The organism is Shewanella algae, from assembly GCF_009183365.2.
Taxonomy (GTDB): Bacteria; Pseudomonadota; Gammaproteobacteria; order Enterobacterales; family Shewanellaceae; genus Shewanella; species Shewanella algae.
Window position 1 is genome coordinate 4,502,953 of the sequence record NZ_CP068230.1, and the last position, 19,039, is coordinate 4,521,991.

At 54.7% G+C, this 19,039-nt stretch carries 16 protein-coding genes; 8 read left to right on the plus strand and 8 right to left on the minus strand.

Features of this window, described 5'->3' with window-relative positions:
- The first annotated feature begins 92 nt into the window (after window positions 1-92).
- The 7 genes from caiT (at window position 93) to E1N14_RS20060 (ending at window position 8,438) form a co-directional block, all read left to right on the plus strand.
- Window positions 93-1,613 carry an L-carnitine/gamma-butyrobetaine antiporter gene (gene caiT / locus E1N14_RS20030; RefSeq protein WP_025010093.1) on the plus strand — a complete coding sequence of 507 codons (1,521 nt, stop codon included), beginning with the start codon at window positions 93-95 and terminating at the stop codon, window positions 1,611-1,613.
- A gap of 62 nt (window positions 1,614-1,675) precedes the next feature.
- Window positions 1,676-2,818 (plus strand): crotonobetainyl-CoA dehydrogenase, encoded by a 1,143-nt coding sequence (gene caiA / locus E1N14_RS20035; RefSeq protein WP_025010094.1) that lies wholly within the window; start codon window positions 1,676-1,678, stop codon window positions 2,816-2,818.
- Between the two features lie 118 nt (window positions 2,819-2,936).
- Window positions 2,937-4,163 carry an L-carnitine CoA-transferase gene (gene caiB, locus E1N14_RS20040; protein ID WP_025010095.1) on the plus strand — a complete coding sequence of 409 codons (1,227 nt, stop codon included), beginning with the start codon at window positions 2,937-2,939 and terminating at the stop codon, window positions 4,161-4,163.
- 73 nt (window positions 4,164-4,236) lie between these two features.
- On the plus strand, window positions 4,237-5,793 hold the full coding sequence (gene caiC / locus E1N14_RS20045; protein ID WP_025010096.1) for a crotonobetaine/carnitine-CoA ligase: 1,557 nt from the start codon (window positions 4,237-4,239) through the stop codon (window positions 5,791-5,793).
- A gap of 238 nt (window positions 5,794-6,031) precedes the next feature.
- Window positions 6,032-6,817: a crotonobetainyl-CoA hydratase gene (gene caiD, locus E1N14_RS20050; protein WP_025010097.1), complete on the plus strand. Its 786-nt coding sequence runs from the start codon at window positions 6,032-6,034 to the stop codon at window positions 6,815-6,817.
- A gap of 30 nt (window positions 6,818-6,847) precedes the next feature.
- On the plus strand, window positions 6,848-7,471 hold the full coding sequence (gene caiE / locus E1N14_RS20055) for a carnitine operon protein CaiE (RefSeq protein ID WP_272481835.1): 624 nt from the start codon (window positions 6,848-6,850) through the stop codon (window positions 7,469-7,471).
- A 25-nt stretch (window positions 7,472-7,496) separates the two neighbouring features.
- Window positions 7,497-8,438: an alpha/beta hydrolase gene (locus E1N14_RS20060; protein ID WP_025010099.1), complete on the plus strand. Its 942-nt coding sequence runs from the start codon at window positions 7,497-7,499 to the stop codon at window positions 8,436-8,438.
- A gap of 158 nt (window positions 8,439-8,596) precedes the next feature.
- Here the strand turns inward: E1N14_RS20060 and E1N14_RS20065 are convergent, their stop codons facing one another.
- The 5 genes from E1N14_RS20065 to E1N14_RS20085 all read right to left on the minus strand — a co-directional run bounded on the left by E1N14_RS20065 (window position 8,597) and on the right by E1N14_RS20085 (window position 13,247).
- Entirely contained in the window at window positions 8,597-9,058 is a 462-nt protein-coding gene (locus E1N14_RS20065; protein ID WP_025010100.1) for a TlpA family protein disulfide reductase, read from the minus strand.
- Between the two features lie 2 nt (window positions 9,059-9,060).
- A complete protein-coding gene (locus E1N14_RS20070) occupies window positions 9,061-11,229 on the minus strand; it encodes a TonB-dependent receptor plug domain-containing protein (protein ID WP_062793636.1) in 2,169 nt (722 codons plus the stop codon).
- A 220-nt stretch (window positions 11,230-11,449) separates the two neighbouring features.
- Window positions 11,450-12,142 carry a pyrimidine 5'-nucleotidase gene (gene yjjG, locus E1N14_RS20075; protein ID WP_028780088.1) on the minus strand — a complete coding sequence of 231 codons (693 nt, stop codon included), beginning with the start codon at window positions 12,140-12,142 and terminating at the stop codon, window positions 11,450-11,452.
- An 85-nt stretch (window positions 12,143-12,227) separates the two neighbouring features.
- Window positions 12,228-12,713 carry a DMT family transporter gene (locus E1N14_RS20080; protein ID WP_223828871.1) on the minus strand — a complete coding sequence of 162 codons (486 nt, stop codon included), beginning with the start codon at window positions 12,711-12,713 and terminating at the stop codon, window positions 12,228-12,230.
- An 18-nt stretch (window positions 12,714-12,731) separates the two neighbouring features.
- Window positions 12,732-13,247, minus strand: a complete 516-nt coding sequence (locus tag E1N14_RS20085; protein ID WP_243757293.1) for a DMT family transporter — start codon at window positions 13,245-13,247, stop codon at window positions 12,732-12,734.
- Between the two features lie 173 nt (window positions 13,248-13,420).
- Between E1N14_RS20085 and E1N14_RS20090 the strand changes: the two genes are divergently transcribed.
- The gene (locus E1N14_RS20090) at window positions 13,421-14,314 is read left to right on the plus strand and encodes a LysR family transcriptional regulator (RefSeq protein ID WP_062793637.1); all 894 of its coding nucleotides are present in this window, start codon (window positions 13,421-13,423) and stop codon (window positions 14,312-14,314) included.
- A 154-nt stretch (window positions 14,315-14,468) separates the two neighbouring features.
- Here E1N14_RS20090 and E1N14_RS20095 read toward each other — a convergent pair whose 3' ends face one another.
- Genes E1N14_RS20095 through E1N14_RS20105 form a run of 3 tightly spaced genes read right to left on the minus strand, consistent with a single transcriptional unit; the run spans window position 14,469 to window position 19,036 of the window.
- The gene (locus E1N14_RS20095) at window positions 14,469-15,632 is read right to left on the minus strand and encodes a VWA domain-containing protein (RefSeq protein ID WP_037467560.1); all 1,164 of its coding nucleotides are present in this window, start codon (window positions 15,630-15,632) and stop codon (window positions 14,469-14,471) included.
- Window positions 15,620-17,929 (minus strand): DUF5682 family protein, encoded by a 2,310-nt coding sequence (locus E1N14_RS20100; protein WP_062793638.1) that lies wholly within the window; start codon window positions 17,927-17,929, stop codon window positions 15,620-15,622. Before E1N14_RS20100 ends, E1N14_RS20095 begins: the two co-directional genes overlap by 13 nt.
- 27 nt (window positions 17,930-17,956) lie before the next feature.
- The gene (locus tag E1N14_RS20105; protein ID WP_044735391.1) at window positions 17,957-19,036 is read right to left on the minus strand and encodes an ATP-binding protein; all 1,080 of its coding nucleotides are present in this window, start codon (window positions 19,034-19,036) and stop codon (window positions 17,957-17,959) included.
- Window positions 19,037-19,039 lie beyond the last annotated feature (3 nt).

Below are 19,039 nucleotides of genomic sequence, written 5' to 3' on the forward strand. Positions count from 1 at the left end.
TCATTTTTTATTAATCTGGGGTTTTTAATTAAACCTCACGGGCTCACCTTTCCTGAAAATCAGTTAAAGACTTTTGGGTATGGAGAATTTTGATGAGTGAAAATAAAAAGATCAAAAAGGCTGGTATTGAAGCGAAGATATTTTTCCCTTCACTATTGGTAGTGATCCTTCTCTCCTACTTTACTGTGAGAGACCTTGATGCCGCCAATGAAGTAATCAGCGCAGTCTTCCATTACTTAACCCACAGCTGGGGTTGGGCATTTGAATGGTACATGATAGTCATGTTGGCCGGCTGGCTCTGGTTACTGTTTGGTCCTTATGCCAACAACCGCCTCGGTAATGAAGAACCTGAATTCAGTACCGGAAGCTGGATCTTCCTGATGTTTGCCTCCTGTACTTCAGCCGCAGTGCTGTTCTGGGGCTCGTTGGAGATCTACTACTATGTCAGCTATCCCCCATTTGAACTGGAACCTTTGTCGGTACAGGCCAAAGAACTTGGACTGGCTTACAGTCTGTTCCACTGGGGACCGCTGCCATGGGCCGGTTACGCCTTCTTCTCCGTGGCTCTGGGTTACTTCCTGTTCGTGAAGAAGATGGACGTGGTACGCCCAAGCGGCACCCTCTATCCCATCATGGGCAAGAAGTGTGAAGGCATCATAGGCACCATAATAGACAACATCTATGTCGTCGCGCTGATCCTGGCCATGGGTACCAGTCTGGGTCTGGCGACACCTCTGGTTACCGAATGTATTCAGTATCTGTTCGGTATTCCGCGCACCATAGAAGTGGATGCCACCATTATTTCAGCCTGGATCATCTTCAACGCCATTTGTGTGGCCTTTGGTCTGCAAAAAGGGATCAAGATTGCCAGTGACCTGCGCAGCTACCTGAGCATCATCATCCTCGCCTGGGTACTCATCATTGGTGCCACCACGTTCACAGTGAACTACTTCACCGATTCCATCGGGGTATTGCTGATGAACATGGGCCGCATGCTGTTCTACACAGCCTCTGTCAGTGACAGCAGCTTCCCTCAGGACTGGACAGTGTTCTACTGGGCCTGGTGGGTAGTTTACGGCATCCAGATGTGTATCTTCCTGGCCAAGATCTCCCGCGGCAGAACCGTGCGTCAGCTGTGTCTGGCCATGGTAGGTGGTCTGACAGCTTCTACCTGGTTGCTGTGGACCATACTCGGCAGTAACACACTTAATTTGATGAACGAAAATATCGTCAATATGCCTGCCCTGATTGAACAGTATGGTGCCGCCAGGGCCATTATTGAAACCTGGGCCGCTTTGCCTATGAGCACCATTACCATGTGGATGTTCTTTATTCTGTGTTTCCTGGCAACAGTAACATTAATTAACGCCTGTTCTTACACCTTGGCCATGTCTACCTGTAAAGGGGTTGATGCGGATAATGAACCACCGGTTTGGGTTCGTGTAGGTTGGTCTGTATTGGTCGGTGTTATCGGTATTGTTTTGTTGGCTTTGGGCGGATTAAAACCACTGCAAACAGCCATTATTGCCGGCGGTGCACCTCTCGTTTTCGTGAACATAATGATCATTATCTCATTCTTGAAAGATTCACGAAAAAATAACTGGAAGAGTTGATCGGATTATAGATTCACCTCACACCTTACTTTGAACAAATGTATTTATATAGGGGACTTTTCATGGATTATCGTTTAACTGATGAGCAGGAATTATTTGTTAAAGGTGTTCGTGACTTAATGGAGAGAGAAAACTGGGAACAATATTTCTCCGAGTGTGACGAAAATAGTCAATATCCAGAAAGATTTGTAAAAGAACTGGCAGAAATGGGCATAGATAGTCTGTTATTGCCGGAAGAGTTTGGTGGCTTCGAAGCCGGACTGATGACCCTGGCGGTTATCTGGGAAGAGCTGGGCCGCCTCGGTGCCCCCACCTATGTCCTGTTCCAACTGGCCGGCTTTACCACAGTACTGAAACACGGCACCCAAGAGCAGATCGACAAGATTATGGCTTTCCTGGGTACCGGCAAACAGATGTGGAACTCCGCCATCACCGAGCCTTCAGCCGGTTCCGATGTTGGCAGCCTGCAAACCACCTATACCCGCCGCGACGGCAAGATTTACCTCAATGGTACCAAGTGCTTTATCACCAGTGCCGCCGGTTGCCCCTTCCTGGTGGTGATGGCCAAAGACTCAGCTTCCGAGAAACCTGTGTTCTCCGAGTTCTTTGTCGACATGACCAAACCTGGCATCAAGGTCAGCAAGCTTCCCAAACTCGGCCTGAAGATGGACAGCTGCTGCGAAGTGCAATTCATCGATGTTGAGCTGGAAGAGAAAGACTTCTTCGGCACCGAAGGCAACGGTTTCCTGCGGGTGAAAGAAGAATTCGATGACGAACGTTTCCTGGTGGCCTGCACCAACTATGGCACGGCTTACTGCGCCTTCGAAGATGCCGCCAAGTACGCCAACCAAAGGGTACAGTTCGGCGAGGCCATCGGCCGTACCCAGCTGATCCAGGAGAAGTTTGCCCATATGGCCATCGAGCTGAACAACATGCGCAACATGATCTATCACACCGCCTGGAAAGCCGACAACGGCATCATGACTTCAGGTGACGCAGCCATGTGTAAATACTACTGCGCCAATGCCGCCTTCCGGGTGGTTGACCATGCCATGCAGGTCTTCGGGGGTTACGCCATTGCCGGTGAGCACCGCATCAGCCGCTTCTGGCGCGATCTGCGGGTAGACAGAGTTTCCGGCGGTTCAGACGAGATGCAGATCCTGACTCTGGGTCGTGCTGTGCTGAAAGAGTATCGCAACAGGTAGTTGCCCATGAGTACCGGCCGGGTTTGCCTATCTCCCTGCTCCCGGTGAAACCGGCCGGTCGGTATGGCGCAGCACCATCTGCGCCATCAATGCCAAGAATCGATAGAAGGAACAGATCATGTCACATCATTTAGCTATGCCAACATTTGGCCCTCTCTCGGGTGTCAGAGTCGTGTTCTCCGGCATAGAGATTGCCGGCCCATTTGCCGGGCAGCTGTTTGCCGAATGGGGCGCCGAAGTTATCTGGATTGAAAACGTGGCTTACACAGACACTATCCGGGTGCAACCCAACTATCCTGAGCTGTCACGCCGTAACCTGCATGCCTTGTCGCTGAATATCTTCAAGGATGAAGGGCGCGAAGCCTTCCTCAAGCTGATGGAAACCACAGACATCTTTATCGAAGCCAGCAAGGGTCCGGCCTTCGCCCGTCGTGGCATCACGGATGAAGTCTTGTGGGAACGCAACAAAAAGTTAGTTATCGCTCACTTATCAGGCTTTGGTCAGTACGGCACCGAGGAATACACTCACCTGGCCGCGTATAACACCATAGCCCAGGCCTTCAGTGGCTATCTGATGCAAAACGGCGATGTCGACCAACCCATGGCGGCCTTCCCTTATACGGCTGATTATTTTTCAGGCATGACAGTAACCACATCTGCGCTGGCAGCCCTTTACAAGGCGCAGCAAACGGGTGTTGGCGAAAGCATCGACGTGGCCATGTATGAAGTTATGTTACGCATGGGCCAGTACTTCATGATGGACTACTTCAACGGCGGCAAGATGGCACCACGTCAGTACAAGGGCCGTGACCCTTACTATGCCGGTTGTGGTCTGTACAAGTGTGAAGACGGCTACATAGTGATGGAAATGGTCGGCGTCACCCAGATTGAAGAGCTGTTCAAAGACATAGGTCTTGGCCACCTGCTGCACACGGAAGCGGTACCGGAAGGCACCCAGCTTATCCACCGCATCGAATGCCCACATGGGCAGGAAATTGAAGATGCACTGGAGCGTTACATAGGCCAACGCACCATAGAACAAGTGCGCGAGCGCTTCGCCGAGCTGAAAATTGCCTGTGCCAAGGTACTCAGCGCCGAAGATCTCGAGTCCAATCCTCAGTACATCGCCCGTGAGTCTATCACCCAGTGGCAAACCATGGACGGCCGTACCTGCAAGGGTCCCAATGTGATGCCCAAATTCAAAAACAACCCAGGCCAGATCTGGCGCGGCATGCCAAGCCACGGCATGGATACCGATGCCATTCTCAAAGATATCGGTTATGACGAAGCTGCTATCCAGGAGTTGGTGAATAAAGGGCTGGCCAAAATCAAGGGAGAAAAATAACTCCTGAAGTCGTGCGAAGGCCGGTATTTACAGGCCTTCGCTGCATAACCCGTTTTATTGAGCAAGGTGTCAAATGGATATAATAGCTGGACAAGATTTACGTCAGACCTGGGATGATCTGGCCCTCAACTATGGAGAGAAAACGGCGCTTATCGTCGAAAACCTTCAAGGGCTGGCCCAGGAATACAGTTATGCCGGGCTCAATAAAGAGATCAACCGCACCGCCAACCTGTTTCATTCGCTGGGCGTCGCCAAGGGCGACAAGGTGGCGCTGCATATCAACAACTGTGCCGAATTCATCTTCTGTTGGTTCGGTCTGGCCAAGATAGGCGCCATCATGGTGCCGATAAACACCCATCTGCTGCAGGAAGAAACCGCCTATATTCTGGACAAGTGCGCTATCTCTCTGGTGGTTACCAGCAGTGAGTATCAATCACTCTACAGCGGCTTGCAGCAAGATCCCGGTTCACCGCTGCAGCAGATACTGCTGATAGCCGACGAGTCGGCCACTGCACCGGCCAGCATTCTCAATTTCCACCGCCTAAGGCTGGCACAACCCGATGAACTGCAACACAGAGTGCCATTGAGCAGCAGCGATGTTGCCGAAATCCTGTTTACCTCGGGTACCACTTCCCGCCCCAAGGGGGTGGTAATTACCCACTACAACCTCAGATTCGCCGGTTACTACACCGCCTGGCAATGTGCCCTCAGGGACGATGATATCTACCTGACTCCCATGCCCGCCTATCATATCGACTGCCAGTGCACCGCAGCCATGGCGGCCTTTTCGGCGGGAGCCACCTTTGTGATGCTGGAAAAATTCAGCGCCCGTGCCTTCTGGGGTCAGATATGTAAGTATCGTGCCACTGTCACTGAGTGTATCCCGCTGATGATCCGCACCCTGATGATGCAGCCTACAATGCCCTGGGAGAAACAGCATTGCCTGCGTGAGGTATTGTTCTACCTCAATCTGTCTGATCAGGAAAAAGACGCCTTCGTCGAGCGCTTTAACGTGCGCCTGTTTACCTCATACGGCATGACAGAGACCATAGTCGGCGTCATAGGCGACCGCCCAGGTGACAAGCGGCGCTGGCCCTCCATCGGCCGGGTCGGCATGGGCTATCAAGTGGAGATCCGCGATCAACAGGGGCGCCCCTTACCTACCGGTGAAACCGGGGAGATCTGCATCAAGGGCGAACCGGGTAAGACACTGTTTCGTGAATACTACAAATTGCCGGAAGAGACCGCCAAGACACTCTCCGCCGACGGTTGGCTGCACACAGGTGACTCAGGATACGTCGATGAGGAAGGCTTTTTCTACTTTATCGATCGCAGCTGCAACATGATCAAACGTTGTGGCGAAAATATCTCCTGTGTCGAACTGGAAAACATTATTTCAGAGCACCCCAAAATTGCCGATGTCGCCATTATTGGGGTAAAGGATTCCATTCGAGATCAAGCCATCAAGGCCTTTATTGTCTTGCATGAAAACCAGACGATTACCGAAGAAGAGTTCTTCGAATATTGTGAAGAACACATGGCTAAATTCAAGGTGCCTTCTTTCCTTGAGATAAGAAAAAGCTTACCAAGAACCTGTTCGGGGAAAATAAAAAAGAAGAGTCTTTGCTGACAAATAGTTAATCGAACTATCAAGTTTTAAATTTAAGCCTTCTAAATATCGAAGGCTTAAAAAGCAAACCGTAAAAACCAAGAAAGTAATTGGTAATGCCTTTATTACCAAAATTGTCGTAGCTGGGTAATATCTGCTTAAACCATAAATAGTTATGGCCTTAGGCTGGTGATAAGCGTTAACTGTATTTCGCACATACTCAGTGATATTTTAATTTTTATCCAGATGGAGTATTAGCATGAACGAATCGTTACACATACGCCGCAATGGCCATATTCTGGAAATCACCCTGGATCGCCCCAAGGCCAACGCCATAGATGCCAAGACCAGTTTTGCCATGGGTGAAGCCTTTATCGCTTTCCGTGACGATCCGGAACTGCGGGTAGCAATTATCACAGGGGCCGGTGAGCGCTTCTTCTCTGCCGGCTGGGACCTGAAAGCCGCCGCCGAGGGTGAAGCCCCGGATGCCGACTTTGGTCCGGGCGGTTTTGCCGGTCTGACCGAGCTGTTCGATCTGGACAAGCCAGTTATCGCCGCCGTCAATGGTTATGCCTTCGGTGGTGGTTTCGAGCTGGCCCTGGCCGCCGACATGATAGTCTGCAGTGACAACGCCAGCTTCGCCCTGCCGGAAGCCAAACTGGGCATAGTACCGGATAGCGGCGGCATGCTGCGCCTGCCCAAGCTGATCCCGCCTGCGATCGTCAACGAGATGATGATGACCGGCCGCCGCATGGATGCCCAGGAAGCGCTGCGCTGGGGCATAGTCAACCGGGTAGTGGACAACAGCCAACTGATGGAAACCGCCCGAGAGTTGGCGCAGGAGATCACCCAGAGTGCTCCTCTGGCCATCGCCGCCCTGAAAGAGGTTTATCGCACCACCAGCGAAATGCCGGTGGAAGAAGCCTATCGCTTTATCCGCAGCGGCCAGCTGAAACACTATCCATCCGTATTGCACTCAGAAGACGCGCTGGAAGGGCCGCAGGCCTTTGCCGAAAAACGCGATCCTGTCTGGAAAGGCAAATGATTTAAGGAAAGCACGCCAACCGGGACAAGGATGTCCCACCCTCAAGCCAAACAGGAAAATGCCATGAGCTGTTATGCATTTGAAGGTCTGATCCCTGTTGTCGACCCCAGCGCCTTTGTTCATCCCAGTGCCGTACTGATAGGCGATGTGATAGTCGGCGCCAATGTCTACGTTGGCCCCCACGCTTCCCTTCGCGGTGATTATGGTCGGCTGATCCTCAAGGCCGGCAGTAACCTGCAGGATGGCTGCATCATGCACGGCTATTGCGATCAAGACACTATAGTCGCCGAAGATGGCCATATCGGCCATGGCGCCGTGCTGCACGGCTGCATCATAGGCCGCAATGCCCTGATAGGCATGAACAGTGTGATCATGGATGGCGCTGAGATTGGGCCAGACACCATAGTCGGCGCCATGAGCTTTATCAAAGCCGGCTTTAAAGGCCAACCGCGGCAGTTACTGGCAGGCTCTCCCGCCCGATATATCCGCGATGTCACAGAGCAAGATCTGCACTGGAAACACCTCAATACCCTGGAATATCAGGCGCTGGTGCCGCGCTGCCACAACTCCCTTCGGGAAGTGAGGCCGCTGACACAAGCCGAAGCCAACCGTCCCAGGCTCAAAGGGGTCACAGAGGTGACCTACAAGGCCTGATCCCCTTGCTGAATGGAGTACCCGTATGCCACTCAATCCCCAGGTTGAAACCTTCCTGCAGCAAACCTATGCCGCAGGCTTCACGCCCTATGAAGATCTGCCGCCCGACGCCGGTCGTCATCAGGAACACAGCGATATTCCCCCGGCCAGGCCACCGGAAGAGATGGCCGCCGTTGAACACAGATTTATTCCCGGCCCTACCGCCGACCTGCCGGTTAGGATTTACCGCCCCAAACACAGCGAACAACCCCAACCGGCGCTGATCTACTTTCACGGCAGCGGCTGGATGGTATCCAACATAGAAATCAACGACCCTTTCAGCCGGGCACTGGCCAAGAATTGCGGCGTAGTGGTGATTGCCGTCAATTATCAAAAGGCGCCGGAGCACAAGTTCCCCATCCCCATGGATGACTGTTACGCGGCGACCCTGTGGGTATTCAAACACGCCGAGAGACTGGGACTGGATCCCAAGCGAATCGGTATCTTCGGCGACAGCGCCGGTGCCAATCTCGCCGCTGCAGTGGCATTGAGGTGCCGCGATGAAGACTCGGCGGATCTCGCCTGCCAGGTGCTGGTTTACCCGCCGGTGCAGTACGGCTGGCACACGGCCTCGGCGGAGAGATACGCCAGAGGTTTTTTGCTGCACAAGGACAGCATGAAGTACTACTGGAACCACTATCTACGCAGCCCAGCCGATGCCATTCATCCCTATTGTTCCCCTTTGCTGGCAACCGACCACAGCAAGCTGCCCACTACCTTACTCTACTGCGCCGAATGCGACCCCCTGTGCGACGACAGCTGTCTGTACGCCGACAAGTTGGCGACTTCCGGCGTAGCCGTGCACTATCAGCGCTACCCGGGCACGATTCACGGCTTTATCAAGATGTTGGGAGTGTTCGATCAGGCCGATGAGTTCCAGCGCGATGTCGGCGCCCAAGTAAGAGAGTTGCTGACGGTCAAGGATTAACAACCCAAGCGCCTGATTTTGGCACCCCTGAAATTGGGCACCCAAACAGCCACCATAAATCACCACCTCCATGGGAGGGGTTTAAGATTGACAACAAAATGCCCGGCTCGATGCCGGGCATTTTTATCTCGATGGGGTCAGGTTTGAATTTGGCTCACTCAGGCCGCCGGGCAGAGCTGCGCCTGCAGTTCTGTTTCCCCGGTCAAACCACGATAACCCTTAATCAGCCTGCCCTTACTGTCCAGCAATAACAAGATAGGTGTTGCCGGAATGCCGCCCATGTCTCTGACCAACTCCAGTGGCGCTCTATAGGCCTCAAACGGAAAGTTGAGGCGGAACAGCGCCCGTTTCAGGGCGAGTTGATTACCATTGACGCCGAGCGCCACCGGCTGCAGATGACCAGGGCACAGCTGATGTAACTTTTTCAGCACCGCCGCCTGCTTAACACACCAGGGGCACTCGGGCTCAAAGAACATCAACACAGCACTCTGGCCCTCGAGATGTGCCAGCGTCTGCTGCTCTTGCCCGCGAAGGGGCTGAAACTGATAGTCACGAGTCAGCTGTGAGGCCTGCAACGGCATGGCACACAGCAGCAATAATCCCAGGGCCAGGCGCTTCATAATCAGAACACCAGTTTCATGCCGGCATAGATCTCTCTGCCACGCAGCGGACCATAGATGTAACCCACATCGAAGGCGCCTTCGGCGTCATAGAACAAGGGGCTTTCCTCGTCACCGGCCTGGGTATAGTCAAACAGGTTGCTGACCCCGGTATAGAAGGACAGGTTGTCGTTGAACTGATAGCTGGCACGCAAGTCCAGGGTAAAGTAGGACGGCGCATCGGTACGCTTCTTCGAGTCGGGATCCACCTTACCGTTGGCATCCAGGCGGTTGTAACCTTCATAACCGTACTGCGACAGATCTCGGCCGCCAATCCACACCAGGTTGGCGAAAAATTCCCAGTCGTTGACGTCCCAATCCACGCTCAGGGTCACCCGTTCCTCGACCGGTGCCACGGCATAGGAAGACTTGAATACCGAGTCATAGTCGAAGTGCTCGCCGGTAAGGTTAACCGTCAGGTCATCGGTCAAACGATAGCCCAGGGCGATGTCTGTGGTCACCACGCTGGCCTTCTCATCCAGTTGAGTCAGCAGCGGAATCCCTTGGTCGTTGGTGGTCAGCGCCGCCAGATGCTCGACTTCGGTCCAGGCCACAGAGGCGGTGGAGGTGAGTCTGTCACCCTCATAGCTCAGGGCATAGTTCACCGAGTTGGAACGTTCCAGCTCGTCGATGTCGATATCAAACCCCAATGAGCCATCCAGAATGCCGTGATCAGTCTCGAAGAATGACAACGGCGCCCGATAGCCACGGCCGGCAGACAGACGCGAAGTCCACAGCTCATTGTGACGCAGGCGGATATCCACTCTGGGCGAGAGTATCGACTCGTCCAACTCTGTGCCCGGCTTGCTGGGGTCGGTAAAGTCGGCAGTGATGCTGTCGTAACGCAGCGCCATGGCGACTTCGAGATCATCGGTCACCTGCCAGGTATCCTGCAGGTACAGGCCCTTGACATCATAGTCAAAAGAGTCGGAGACATAGTCAGGGTTGGCGCTGCCGGCGCGGGAGTGGGAGCGCATCTCTTCGGTACGCAGATCGGCACCAAAGGTCAACAAATGGCTGTCGTTGAGCAGGTAGTTGAATCTGGCGTCGAAGAACCACATCTTGTCATCGGCGGTATAATCGAACCCCTCGTAGAAGGAATCCTGCTTGTGCTCGGCATAACTTACCGCCAGGTGCATGTTCCAGTCGTCACTGAACTCCTTCAGCCAGGCAAGCGATGCCTCGTTGCGCTCTGTCTTGATCCATTCGGTAGTTTCCCAGGCCTTGCCCTTGTAGCGCTTGCGGATATCACCGTCTTCAAACAGCTGCTGCGGCTCACTGGGCTTATCATCAAAACCTGAGAGTACACTGCCTATGCTGGAAGCTGTGCCATCGGCAAAGTTGCTGCCCAGCATGGGGCCACCGAAGATCTCCGACTGGATATTGGCAATTCGCAACACCAGGTTGTCAAAGTCGCCGATATCCTGGGAAATTCTGGCGGTTACGCTGCGGTTTTCCTGCAATGGCGCCTCGTTGACCTTGTTGTCATCGGCGTCGAACTGATCTCTGTCGTCATACTGAGCCACCAGCGTCGCCCGGGTGCGACCATCTTCACTGACGCCCTTGCCAAGGAAGCCCACTTTGCGATAGCCATTTTCACCGGCGGCGATATCCAGCTCGGCACCGTTTTCGGTCGGCTCATAGCTGATGATGTTGATGGTGCCGCCAATCGCCTCAGGGGCAATCAGTGAAGCCCCGGCGCCGCGGGCCACTTCGATGCGTTCAATCCCTGTGGTAGGAATGGCATCGACGGCGTAATAACCGGAAATCATGGTATGCACCGGCAAACCATCCACCAGAATTGTGGTTTGCTCCCCTTTCATGCCGTTGAGCATGATGCGTTTCACACCACACATGGAGCATTCGTTGGAGACTTTTACCCCGGGAGAGTTATCTATAGCTTCCGACAGGTTAACGGCATTCTTGTTTTCTATGATGCTGGCGTCTATCACCTCTGTCTTCATTATGGTGTTGGCCAGGGTGCCGGCTTGCTCCAGCCGCTGCCTAACCCCTACCACACTCAAGCGCTCCATGTTTTCTGCAGCCGGCTCCTGCGCTTCTTCTGTTTCTGCCGCCATCAACTGCGGGCTCAACAGGGCCGCCAAAACAACTGCCAGATAAGTCGGTTTCACTCAGATATCTCCCCAAATCAACAAAGTTGCGTAATATTATACGAATGAGAATAATTATCAATTGACTTAGATCATGTTTTTAACAGCCGCTCTAAAGGTGTATCAGCATCCCCTAAAGGTATTAACTGGTGGACGGCGGTTTTTCTCGGCAGTGCAGAAATGCCCAAGGCCCGCATAATGGCGGGCCTTGGGTTTAAAAATACTTTAAGTAAGATGCGGATCAGCTACAGAGTTGCCTTTGCAGTTCACTCAGTGAACGCACCTCGATATGCGGCTTAATCCCTTCGGGCGCCGCCTCGCCCTTAACGTTGAGCCAACAGGTATCCAGACCGGCTTGAAGGCCGCCGAGAATATCCGAATGGGGGTTGTCACCCACCATCAATACCCGCTTACGCTCGGGTTGCTGCATCTTGGCCAGCGCATGCTCGAAGATACCCGGATCCGGCTTGGCCAAGCCGACCTCTTCTGAAATAACCAACAGATCAAAGTGTTCGGCAAAACCGGTCTTTTGCAACCGCACCTGCTGCAGCTCGGTAAAACCATTGGTGATAATCCCCAAGCGGGCACGGCCCTTGAGGCTATCAAGCAGCTCGGCAGCACCGGGAAGCGGCTCACAGATATCGGCCATTGCCGTCATAAAGGCGCTGTTGAGTTCAAAAGGTGTGCGCCCGAGACGTTTGGCCCAATGGCTGAAACGGGTCAGCTGCAACTCGCTGGCGCTGATCTTGCCGTCCTGGTAGGCCACCCACAGCGGCGCATTGGTTTGCTGATACTCGGCATAGTCGGCATCGCTGAAATCCACCCCCTGACGGGAAAACATCAGCTTGAGCCCACGCGGCGCATCGAACTGAAACAGGGTTTCATCGGCATCGAACAATACCCACTGATAAGCCTGACTATTAGAGTACGGCATTCTTCTCTCCTGTTTCCCCATTCTTCTTTAAACCAAAAGCCATAGCCCGAAAACATAGCGTTATGCAGGACACAAGTTGCGAATTTTACGCCTTGACGTCGGCGGCGTCCAACCCGCTGCCGACTCGACGGGTTTGCGCCTTGGCCGCCAGGCGCTGCAGTATCACACCAGCCAGGATCAGCGCCGCCCCCAGCCAGGCCTGCCAGCCCAACTCACGGGAAAGGCTGTCGAGCCAGACACCGGTCAGCATCTGTCCGGAAATCACCAACAGGGCACAGGCCATGGCGCCAAGCCTGGCCAGAGCCCAGCTGCTGGTCGCGACAAACAAGGCGCCTATCACGCCGCCGAGCCAAGTGTAAGCCGGCGTAGCCTGCAGCTGCCATACTGCGCCGCCCTGAAACAGGGTATAAACCGCCAATACCAAGGTCAGCAGTAAAAAACCCAATAGGTGGTTCAGCAACGATGCCTGCAGCGCGCCTTTATTTGCCGCCAGTGCACCGTTAAAACTGCGGCTCAGGCTGACCATGACGCCGTTGGCCAGCGCCAACAACAAAAACAGTGACAACATCATCTTATCCCCAGGTAAAAATTAAGCGTGAGCGGAAAATATCAGCAACAGCGCCCCGGCCAGTACCAGCAGTAATGCCGGCCACTCGAGTGGATGCAGTTGCCGCTTTGGCAACAACCACCAGCCTCGAGAATCACTGATGGCGCCGAACAGTAACTGCCCCAGCAGCAGGAGTGCCAGGGTTCCGCCCAGCCCCAGGGGAGAGTTGACACAGATGGCCGCCAAAATCACAGTCATGGCGCCGGGCAGACCGCCAAGCCAGGCCCAAAGTGGCAAGGTGCGCTTTGGCTGCTTATTCTGCTCAGGCCCCCCTGGCGATGGGGCTGCCTTTCGCCTTCCCATAAATAGCCATAACAACAGGGCGGTCAACGCCCCGGTACCATGGGCTATCCAGGAAGCCAGCAGGGGTGAGCCGGCCGAGGCCAACTGGCTGTTAAGCTGGATCATCAGCGCCAGTAAGCCACCGGCAACGAATGCCACCAGGGCGGCTCCCCAGGATAGCGGCATATTGGATTCTCGGTTGCGGCTGCCTTGCATCTCTCTTCTCCGGCGTGTGCGAATCAATCTTGGCCAGCCAATGGCGGGCATTATTCGGGCTCGACAGGGCGTCTGTCGCCGTCCTTCAAGCAGACGCCACTCTACATTGTTTTGCCATTTAGGATAATTACCGATAATGTCGCAATACAGTTTCCAAAAACTCAACTATCAAGATGGATCACTTCAATGCCCTGCCGGTGTTTGTCGCTGTGGTGGAGTCCGGCAGCTTCTCGGCCGCTGCCAAGCAGCTCGGCAGCAGTAAGTCGGCGATCAGCAAGCGGATAAGCCAGCTCGAAACGCGCCTCGGGGTGCAACTCCTGTACCGCACCACACGTTCGCTCAGCCTGACGGAAGCAGGCGAGCGCTACTATGACTCTGTGCGCCATGCGGTGCGTTTCGCCAGGGAGGCGGAAGATGCCATAGGCGAGCTGCAACACAGCCCCAAGGGGCTGCTGAGGATGTCTGTGCCCATGGTGTATGGCCGCCGCTATGTCGCGCCGCTGATGGCTGAATTTCTGCAGCGTTTTCCTGATATTCGCCTGCAACTTGAGTTGAGCGACAGCCATACCGATCTGATTGCCGAAGGTTTTGATCTGGCGCTGCGCATTGGTGAACTGGCAGATTCCAGCCTGGTTGCCAAGCGCATCGCGCCATGCGAGAGCTTCCTGGTGGCCTCTCCCGAGTACCTAAAGCGCCACGGCACGCCGCAAACGCCGGAGCAGCTCGGCCAACACAACTGTTTGTTCTATTCGCTGTTTCGCGGTGGCAGCGAATGGCGCTTTCAAAGCCCCCAGCAGCAATCGGGCGGCGAAGTCAGAATTGAGCCCAAGGGCAACTTCGAGGTCAATAACAGCGATGCGATTCACAGCGCGATTCTCCAAGGCCTGGGGATAGCCAACATGCCGGACTTTATTGTAAGAGGTGATATCGCCAAGGGCCGCCTGGTCGCCCTGATGCCCGAGTATCGGCTGCCCCGACACGCTATTTACTGCGTCTACCCCAGGCGCAAGCACTTGCCGGCCAAGGTCAGCGCCATGATAGATTTTTTAACCGCGAAGCTACCGTGATGGCAGCATGAAAGACAGTGGCCTTGTCCGAGGCGCAGGTGACGGATCCACGAGCAGCGCCCAGCGTGCTCTTGGCTGTGATGTGAGATAAGGGAAAGCTTCGGCCTGAACCTTTGGATTAAAAAAGCAGGCATCAGCCTGCTTCTTCATGGTATTACTCAGTCGCTCTAACCGTGGCTATGCCGGCGTCTGCCGCCCATTGCAGCACATCCTCCCTTTTTAGCGCCGTAGCCATCAACTCGGGAAATTTGTCCGGCGTACAGGCAAACACCGGGCTGCCGATTGCGGCAAAATCCGCAGCCATTTGGTTGTCATAAGCCGGACGCCCATCGTCGCTCAACGCCAACAGGGTGATCACATTCACTTCGCGGCGCAGCAGTTCAGCAACCCGAGCCTTAAGCTCCTTTTCATTGCCCCCTTCATAGAGATCCGTGATCAGGATAAGGTGAGTCTTGGATGGGCGCTCAATTTTGTCGGCGCAGTAAGCTACCGCTTGGTTAATATCTGTGCCACCACCCAGTTGCACGCCAAACAACACTTGCACCGGGTCGGCCAATTCATCAGTAAGGTCCACTACCGCAGTATCAAAACACACCAACCGGGTTTTCACCGCTGGAATGGAGGCCATCACAGCCGCAAAAATGGAACTGTACACCACAGATGTCGCCATGGAACCGGACTGATCGACGCAAAGGATCACCTCGTCCAGATCCACCTGTCGCCGCTGCTTGCGGGTATAGCCCACCAGTTTTTCCGGCATCACAGTGCCAAGCTCAGGTTGGTAGTGGCGTAAATTGGCACTGATGGTTCTGTGCCAGTCGATGTCGGCATGACGGGGACGAAAACTGCGTTTGCTTTTATCCACGGCACCACGAATAGCCTCGGCAGTTTTTTGTTCCAGCCTGGCCAGGAGTTCATCTACCACCTTGCGAATGACCTGCCGCGCCGTTTCCATGGTTTGCGCCGGCATCATGCCCCCGAGGCTGACGAGATCCGCAACCAAGTGCACATCGGCCTCCATAGCTTGCAGGAACTCGGGCTCCATCAGCATCTGTTTCAGGCCCAAGCGCTCGAAGGCATCCCGCTGCACCAACTGCACCACAGAAGCAGGGAAAAATTCGCGAATATCCCCAAGCCAACGCGCCACCCTGGGTGCTGAGCCGCCCAAGCCCCCGCGACGTGCCTCTGAATGTTTGCCGTCACCATAGAGTGCCGACAACGCCTCATTCAAACGTTTGTCGCTGCCATTGAGGGGCGCCTGTTCCAATTCTGCGCCAAGGGCCAGTTGCCAGCGACGCTGTCTCATCAATTCATCCATTGATTGTCTCCTGCAAGCAACTTGCCCAGCCCTTCCAGATGGGCAGACCAGAGCGGTACCAAGGCATCATTAACGGAATACTCAGTGCCTTTTGCCACAGCTTTGGCATTGAGACTATCCAGCAGTCGGCGACGCTCCATGGCATCCAACTCGGCAAATACCCGCCGCAGCAACGGCAGACTCTCGACAAACGCCTCTTCCTCAAGCGACAGCAGCCAATTGTCCACCGACTGTCGCAATCTGGGGTCGTAAAGCAAGCGTTCGGCAGCCCCGCTGAAGAAGCCCTCGAAGAACCCCTTGGCTTCGGCAATCGGATTGGCCGGTGACAACATTTTCGCCATTAATTGCGCCAGGTAGTCTTCATCCAGGCGTTTGGCCTGATACAGCAGGCGACAGCAAAGCCCGCGGACTCCCGCATCACATAGGCCGGTATTGACCACTTCGATTAGCGCCTGCCACCAGCCCTCCATGACAGAATCTGCCACTTGTGCCAACTCCAACTGGGCATGTGCTCTGCCTACGGCCAGCCGGTAATGATTACTTTCGTCCTCATTCAACTGGCGAACAGCAATGGGCAAGGATAAAGATGCCTGCACCGCCAAGCGTTCAATCAACTCATTGACATGCGCCAGCGATAGGTTTCTCGAGGTACCGTAGCGGCTGATATCCACCAGAGGAGGCAAACAATCCAGCAGATCCAAGCCCTCGACTGTGTGTGCTGCACGCTCGGCCAACAGTTCGAAGCCCAGCTCTACCGCTCGGGGCAATTCAGCCTCCAAGGCCTCCAACACCAGGTTTGCCAGCTCACCCAGTTGTCTTTGCTCCCGCATGCGCTGGATAGTACGTTCGGCTGCCGCCTGTACCAGTGAACTGCCATAGATTTGATTTTCAACCAGTTGCACCGCAAACTCAGGTTGCCAGGCGATCACCCAACGCTCACGGAAAGTTCCTCGGCTGGCGCCGGCACTGCCCTGCTCGCCCCAAGGCACATCGAGCAGCCTCAGGCGATGCAAAAACCAGGATTTCAGCTGGCCCGACTCACTGCGCAAGTCGAGAGAAAGCTCCCGCGGCAAAGCCTCGCTCTTGAGACGGGTTTTCTTTTGCCAACGCTGCAAGTCATCCAAGAGGGGGGCCAAAGGCACATCTGCGGGTATTTCACCCACCCGGGAGCCGAGCAGGAGTTGCTGCGAAATCTGTTGCCACCACCTGGCTTCTCCGCCGCACATAGTGGCTATAGATGCATCCCGCGCCTCTTCGAATCCAGGACTGGGACGAGCGCGAATGGCCGCCAGACTATGACACAGGCGCAGGGTCTCAATCACAGCGGCGGTTGAAACCATTAGCCCGGCCGCTCTCAACATGTCGGCAACCTGGGTTAGCCAACGAGTCAAAGAGACCTCGTCATAACCGTGTTGCCACAGGTGGCTGTACCACATGGGCGCGGCCACCCCGGCCCCATAGCCAGACTCACTGGCGAGCCTTGGGCTGGTCCAGGGGATCCAGGTTGAACTCACCCGCTTGGGCGCCAGTTTTGCCGGGAGGCTTTTCAATTGTGCCTTATCTTCTTTCTGGCTAACCTTGGTCTTCAGCCCCGGCAGATGCCAGGCACCGCAAACCACAGCGATTGGTCCCGCGTTTTGTTTGGCTGCCTCGGCAATTTGCAGCCGCATAAAGGCTTCTCGCTGGGCTTCTCTCAAGCTGTCGTTGGGCATGGCACTCCTGAGCTCGGCCATGGCCTGGGCCAACGCATCAAACAGCTCAGGATCGTCATCACTGCCCTGTTCTATGACATGATTCCACCAACTTTCACCGTCCTCATAACCGGCAAGCAAGGCCAGTGCTGAGACAGGATCCTGACGCAGCCGGCCCTCGTAAGGCGCGGTGGAATCTTCAGGAAGAGAGGCTGAATCTGTATCGTCAGCTTCTGTCGCTGTATCGTCGTCATCTTCCGACTCAGGCTCAATATCCTGCAGCCTGGATGCCAACTGTACAGATACAGGCAAATCAATAAAACGTACCTCGGTATTGGTGTTCAATGCCCAGCGGCACGCCTGATACTCGGGCGAGTATTCAGCAAAGGGATAATAGAGGCTGTGGCCTGTTTCATCGGTGACAAATGACAAGAGAGCCACCGGCGGTTTCATCTCGTCACTGGCCAAAAATGGCACCAGTTCACTGCAATCAGCCGGTCCTTCTATCAGAACCAACGCCGGGTTCAACCGCTCCAGCGCCGCCACCAGCCGCCGGGCCGAGCCCGGACCATGGTGGCGAATGCCAAAATAATGGATATTTTTCATGGGCAAGTGTTCTCTGGCGGTCACGGCTCACAGCAGTTCATTGATGCTGTGGTAATAGGAGCTGTAATCACTGCGTTTTTTCAGCACAGTCTCGAGATACTCCTCAAGTACCAACTTGTCCTGCACAGGGTCTTTCACTATGGCGCCCACCAGATTGGCTCCCACGTCAGCAGCTCCCAGTTGACCATCGCCGAACCAGGCTGCCTGACTCAAGCCGCCAACCATCACGGCAATAGCCTCGGCAGTGGACAGATTCCCCGAAGGCACCTTGAGCGCCATCTTGCCATCCAAGGTAGCGCCGCTTCTCAGTTCGCGGAAGATAGTTACCACTTTCTCAATTTCACTGCTGGCACTGGCGGGCACCGGCAGTGACAGGCTTTGACCCATCTCGACCACCCGGCGACGAATGATCTCTACTTCTTGCTCCATATCATCGGGTAGCGGCAACACTACTACGTTGAAGCGCCGCTTGAGTGCCGAAGACAGCTCATTCACACCTTTATCGCGGTTATTGGCGGTAGCTATGATATTGAAACCTCGCTTGGCAAACACAGCATCGTTCAGCTCGGGCACCGGCAACATTTTTTCAGACAATACGGTTATCAGGGTATCCTGGACATCCGAACCCATGCGGGTCAATTCCTCCAGACGGCACAAGGTACCAGACTCCATGGCCCGGAACAGTGGTGTCGGCACCAAGGCGTCCTTACTGGGGCCTTTGGCAAGCAGCTGAGCATAGTTCCAACCGTAACGAATTTGGTTTTCATCTGTGCCTGCAGTGCATTGGATCACCTGGGTACTGTTGCCCGAAATAGCCGCAGCCAGATGCTCGGACACCCAGGACTTGGCAGTACCCGGTACCCCAAGGAGCAACAGCGCCCTGTCAGTGGCCAAAGTCGCAACCGCTGTTTCGATAAGGCGACGATTGCCTATGTATTTGGGGCTGATAGACACCCCGGAATCCGTAGTGCCACCGAGTAGATACTTGACCACACTTTTAGGCGTCAGTTGCCAATTCTCAGGCTTTTGGCCATGATCTTCTTCTTTCAGAGCATCCAGCTCGGCTTGATAAATGACTTCCGCCGGTTGCCTTAATACGTCACTCATCTT

Bases quoted from the DNA above. Each gene is read 5' to 3' on its own strand.
- caiT (WP_025010093.1), top strand. From the start codon at position 93: ATGAGTGAAAATAAAAAGATCAAAAAGGCTGGTATTGAAGCGAAGATA.
- caiA (WP_025010094.1), top strand. From the start codon at position 1,676: ATGGATTATCGTTTAACTGATGAGCAGGAATTATTTGTTAAAGGTGTT.
- caiB (WP_025010095.1), top strand. From the start codon at position 2,937: ATGTCACATCATTTAGCTATGCCAACATTTGGCCCTCTCTCGGGTGTC.
- caiC (WP_025010096.1), top strand. From the start codon at position 4,237: ATGGATATAATAGCTGGACAAGATTTACGTCAGACCTGGGATGATCTG.
- caiD (WP_025010097.1), top strand. From the start codon at position 6,032: ATGAACGAATCGTTACACATACGCCGCAATGGCCATATTCTGGAAATC.
- caiE (WP_272481835.1), top strand. From the start codon at position 6,848: ATGTCCCACCCTCAAGCCAAACAGGAAAATGCCATGAGCTGTTATGCA.
- E1N14_RS20060 (WP_025010099.1), top strand. From the start codon at position 7,497: ATGCCACTCAATCCCCAGGTTGAAACCTTCCTGCAGCAAACCTATGCC.
- E1N14_RS20065 (WP_025010100.1), bottom strand. From the start codon at position 9,058: ATGAAGCGCCTGGCCCTGGGATTATTGCTGCTGTGTGCCATGCCGTTG.
- yjjG (WP_028780088.1), bottom strand. From the start codon at position 12,142: ATGCCGTACTCTAATAGTCAGGCTTATCAGTGGGTATTGTTCGATGCC.
- E1N14_RS20080 (WP_223828871.1), bottom strand. From the start codon at position 12,713: ATGATGTTGTCACTGTTTTTGTTGTTGGCGCTGGCCAACGGCGTCATG.
- E1N14_RS20085 (WP_243757293.1), bottom strand. From the start codon at position 13,247: ATGCAAGGCAGCCGCAACCGAGAATCCAATATGCCGCTATCCTGGGGA.
- E1N14_RS20090 (WP_062793637.1), top strand. From the start codon at position 13,421: ATGGATCACTTCAATGCCCTGCCGGTGTTTGTCGCTGTGGTGGAGTCC.
- E1N14_RS20095 (WP_037467560.1), bottom strand. From the start codon at position 15,632: ATGGATGAATTGATGAGACAGCGTCGCTGGCAACTGGCCCTTGGCGCA.
- E1N14_RS20100 (WP_062793638.1), bottom strand. From the start codon at position 17,929: ATGAAAAATATCCATTATTTTGGCATTCGCCACCATGGTCCGGGCTCG.
- E1N14_RS20105 (WP_044735391.1), bottom strand. From the start codon at position 19,036: ATGAGTGACGTATTAAGGCAACCGGCGGAAGTCATTTATCAAGCCGAG.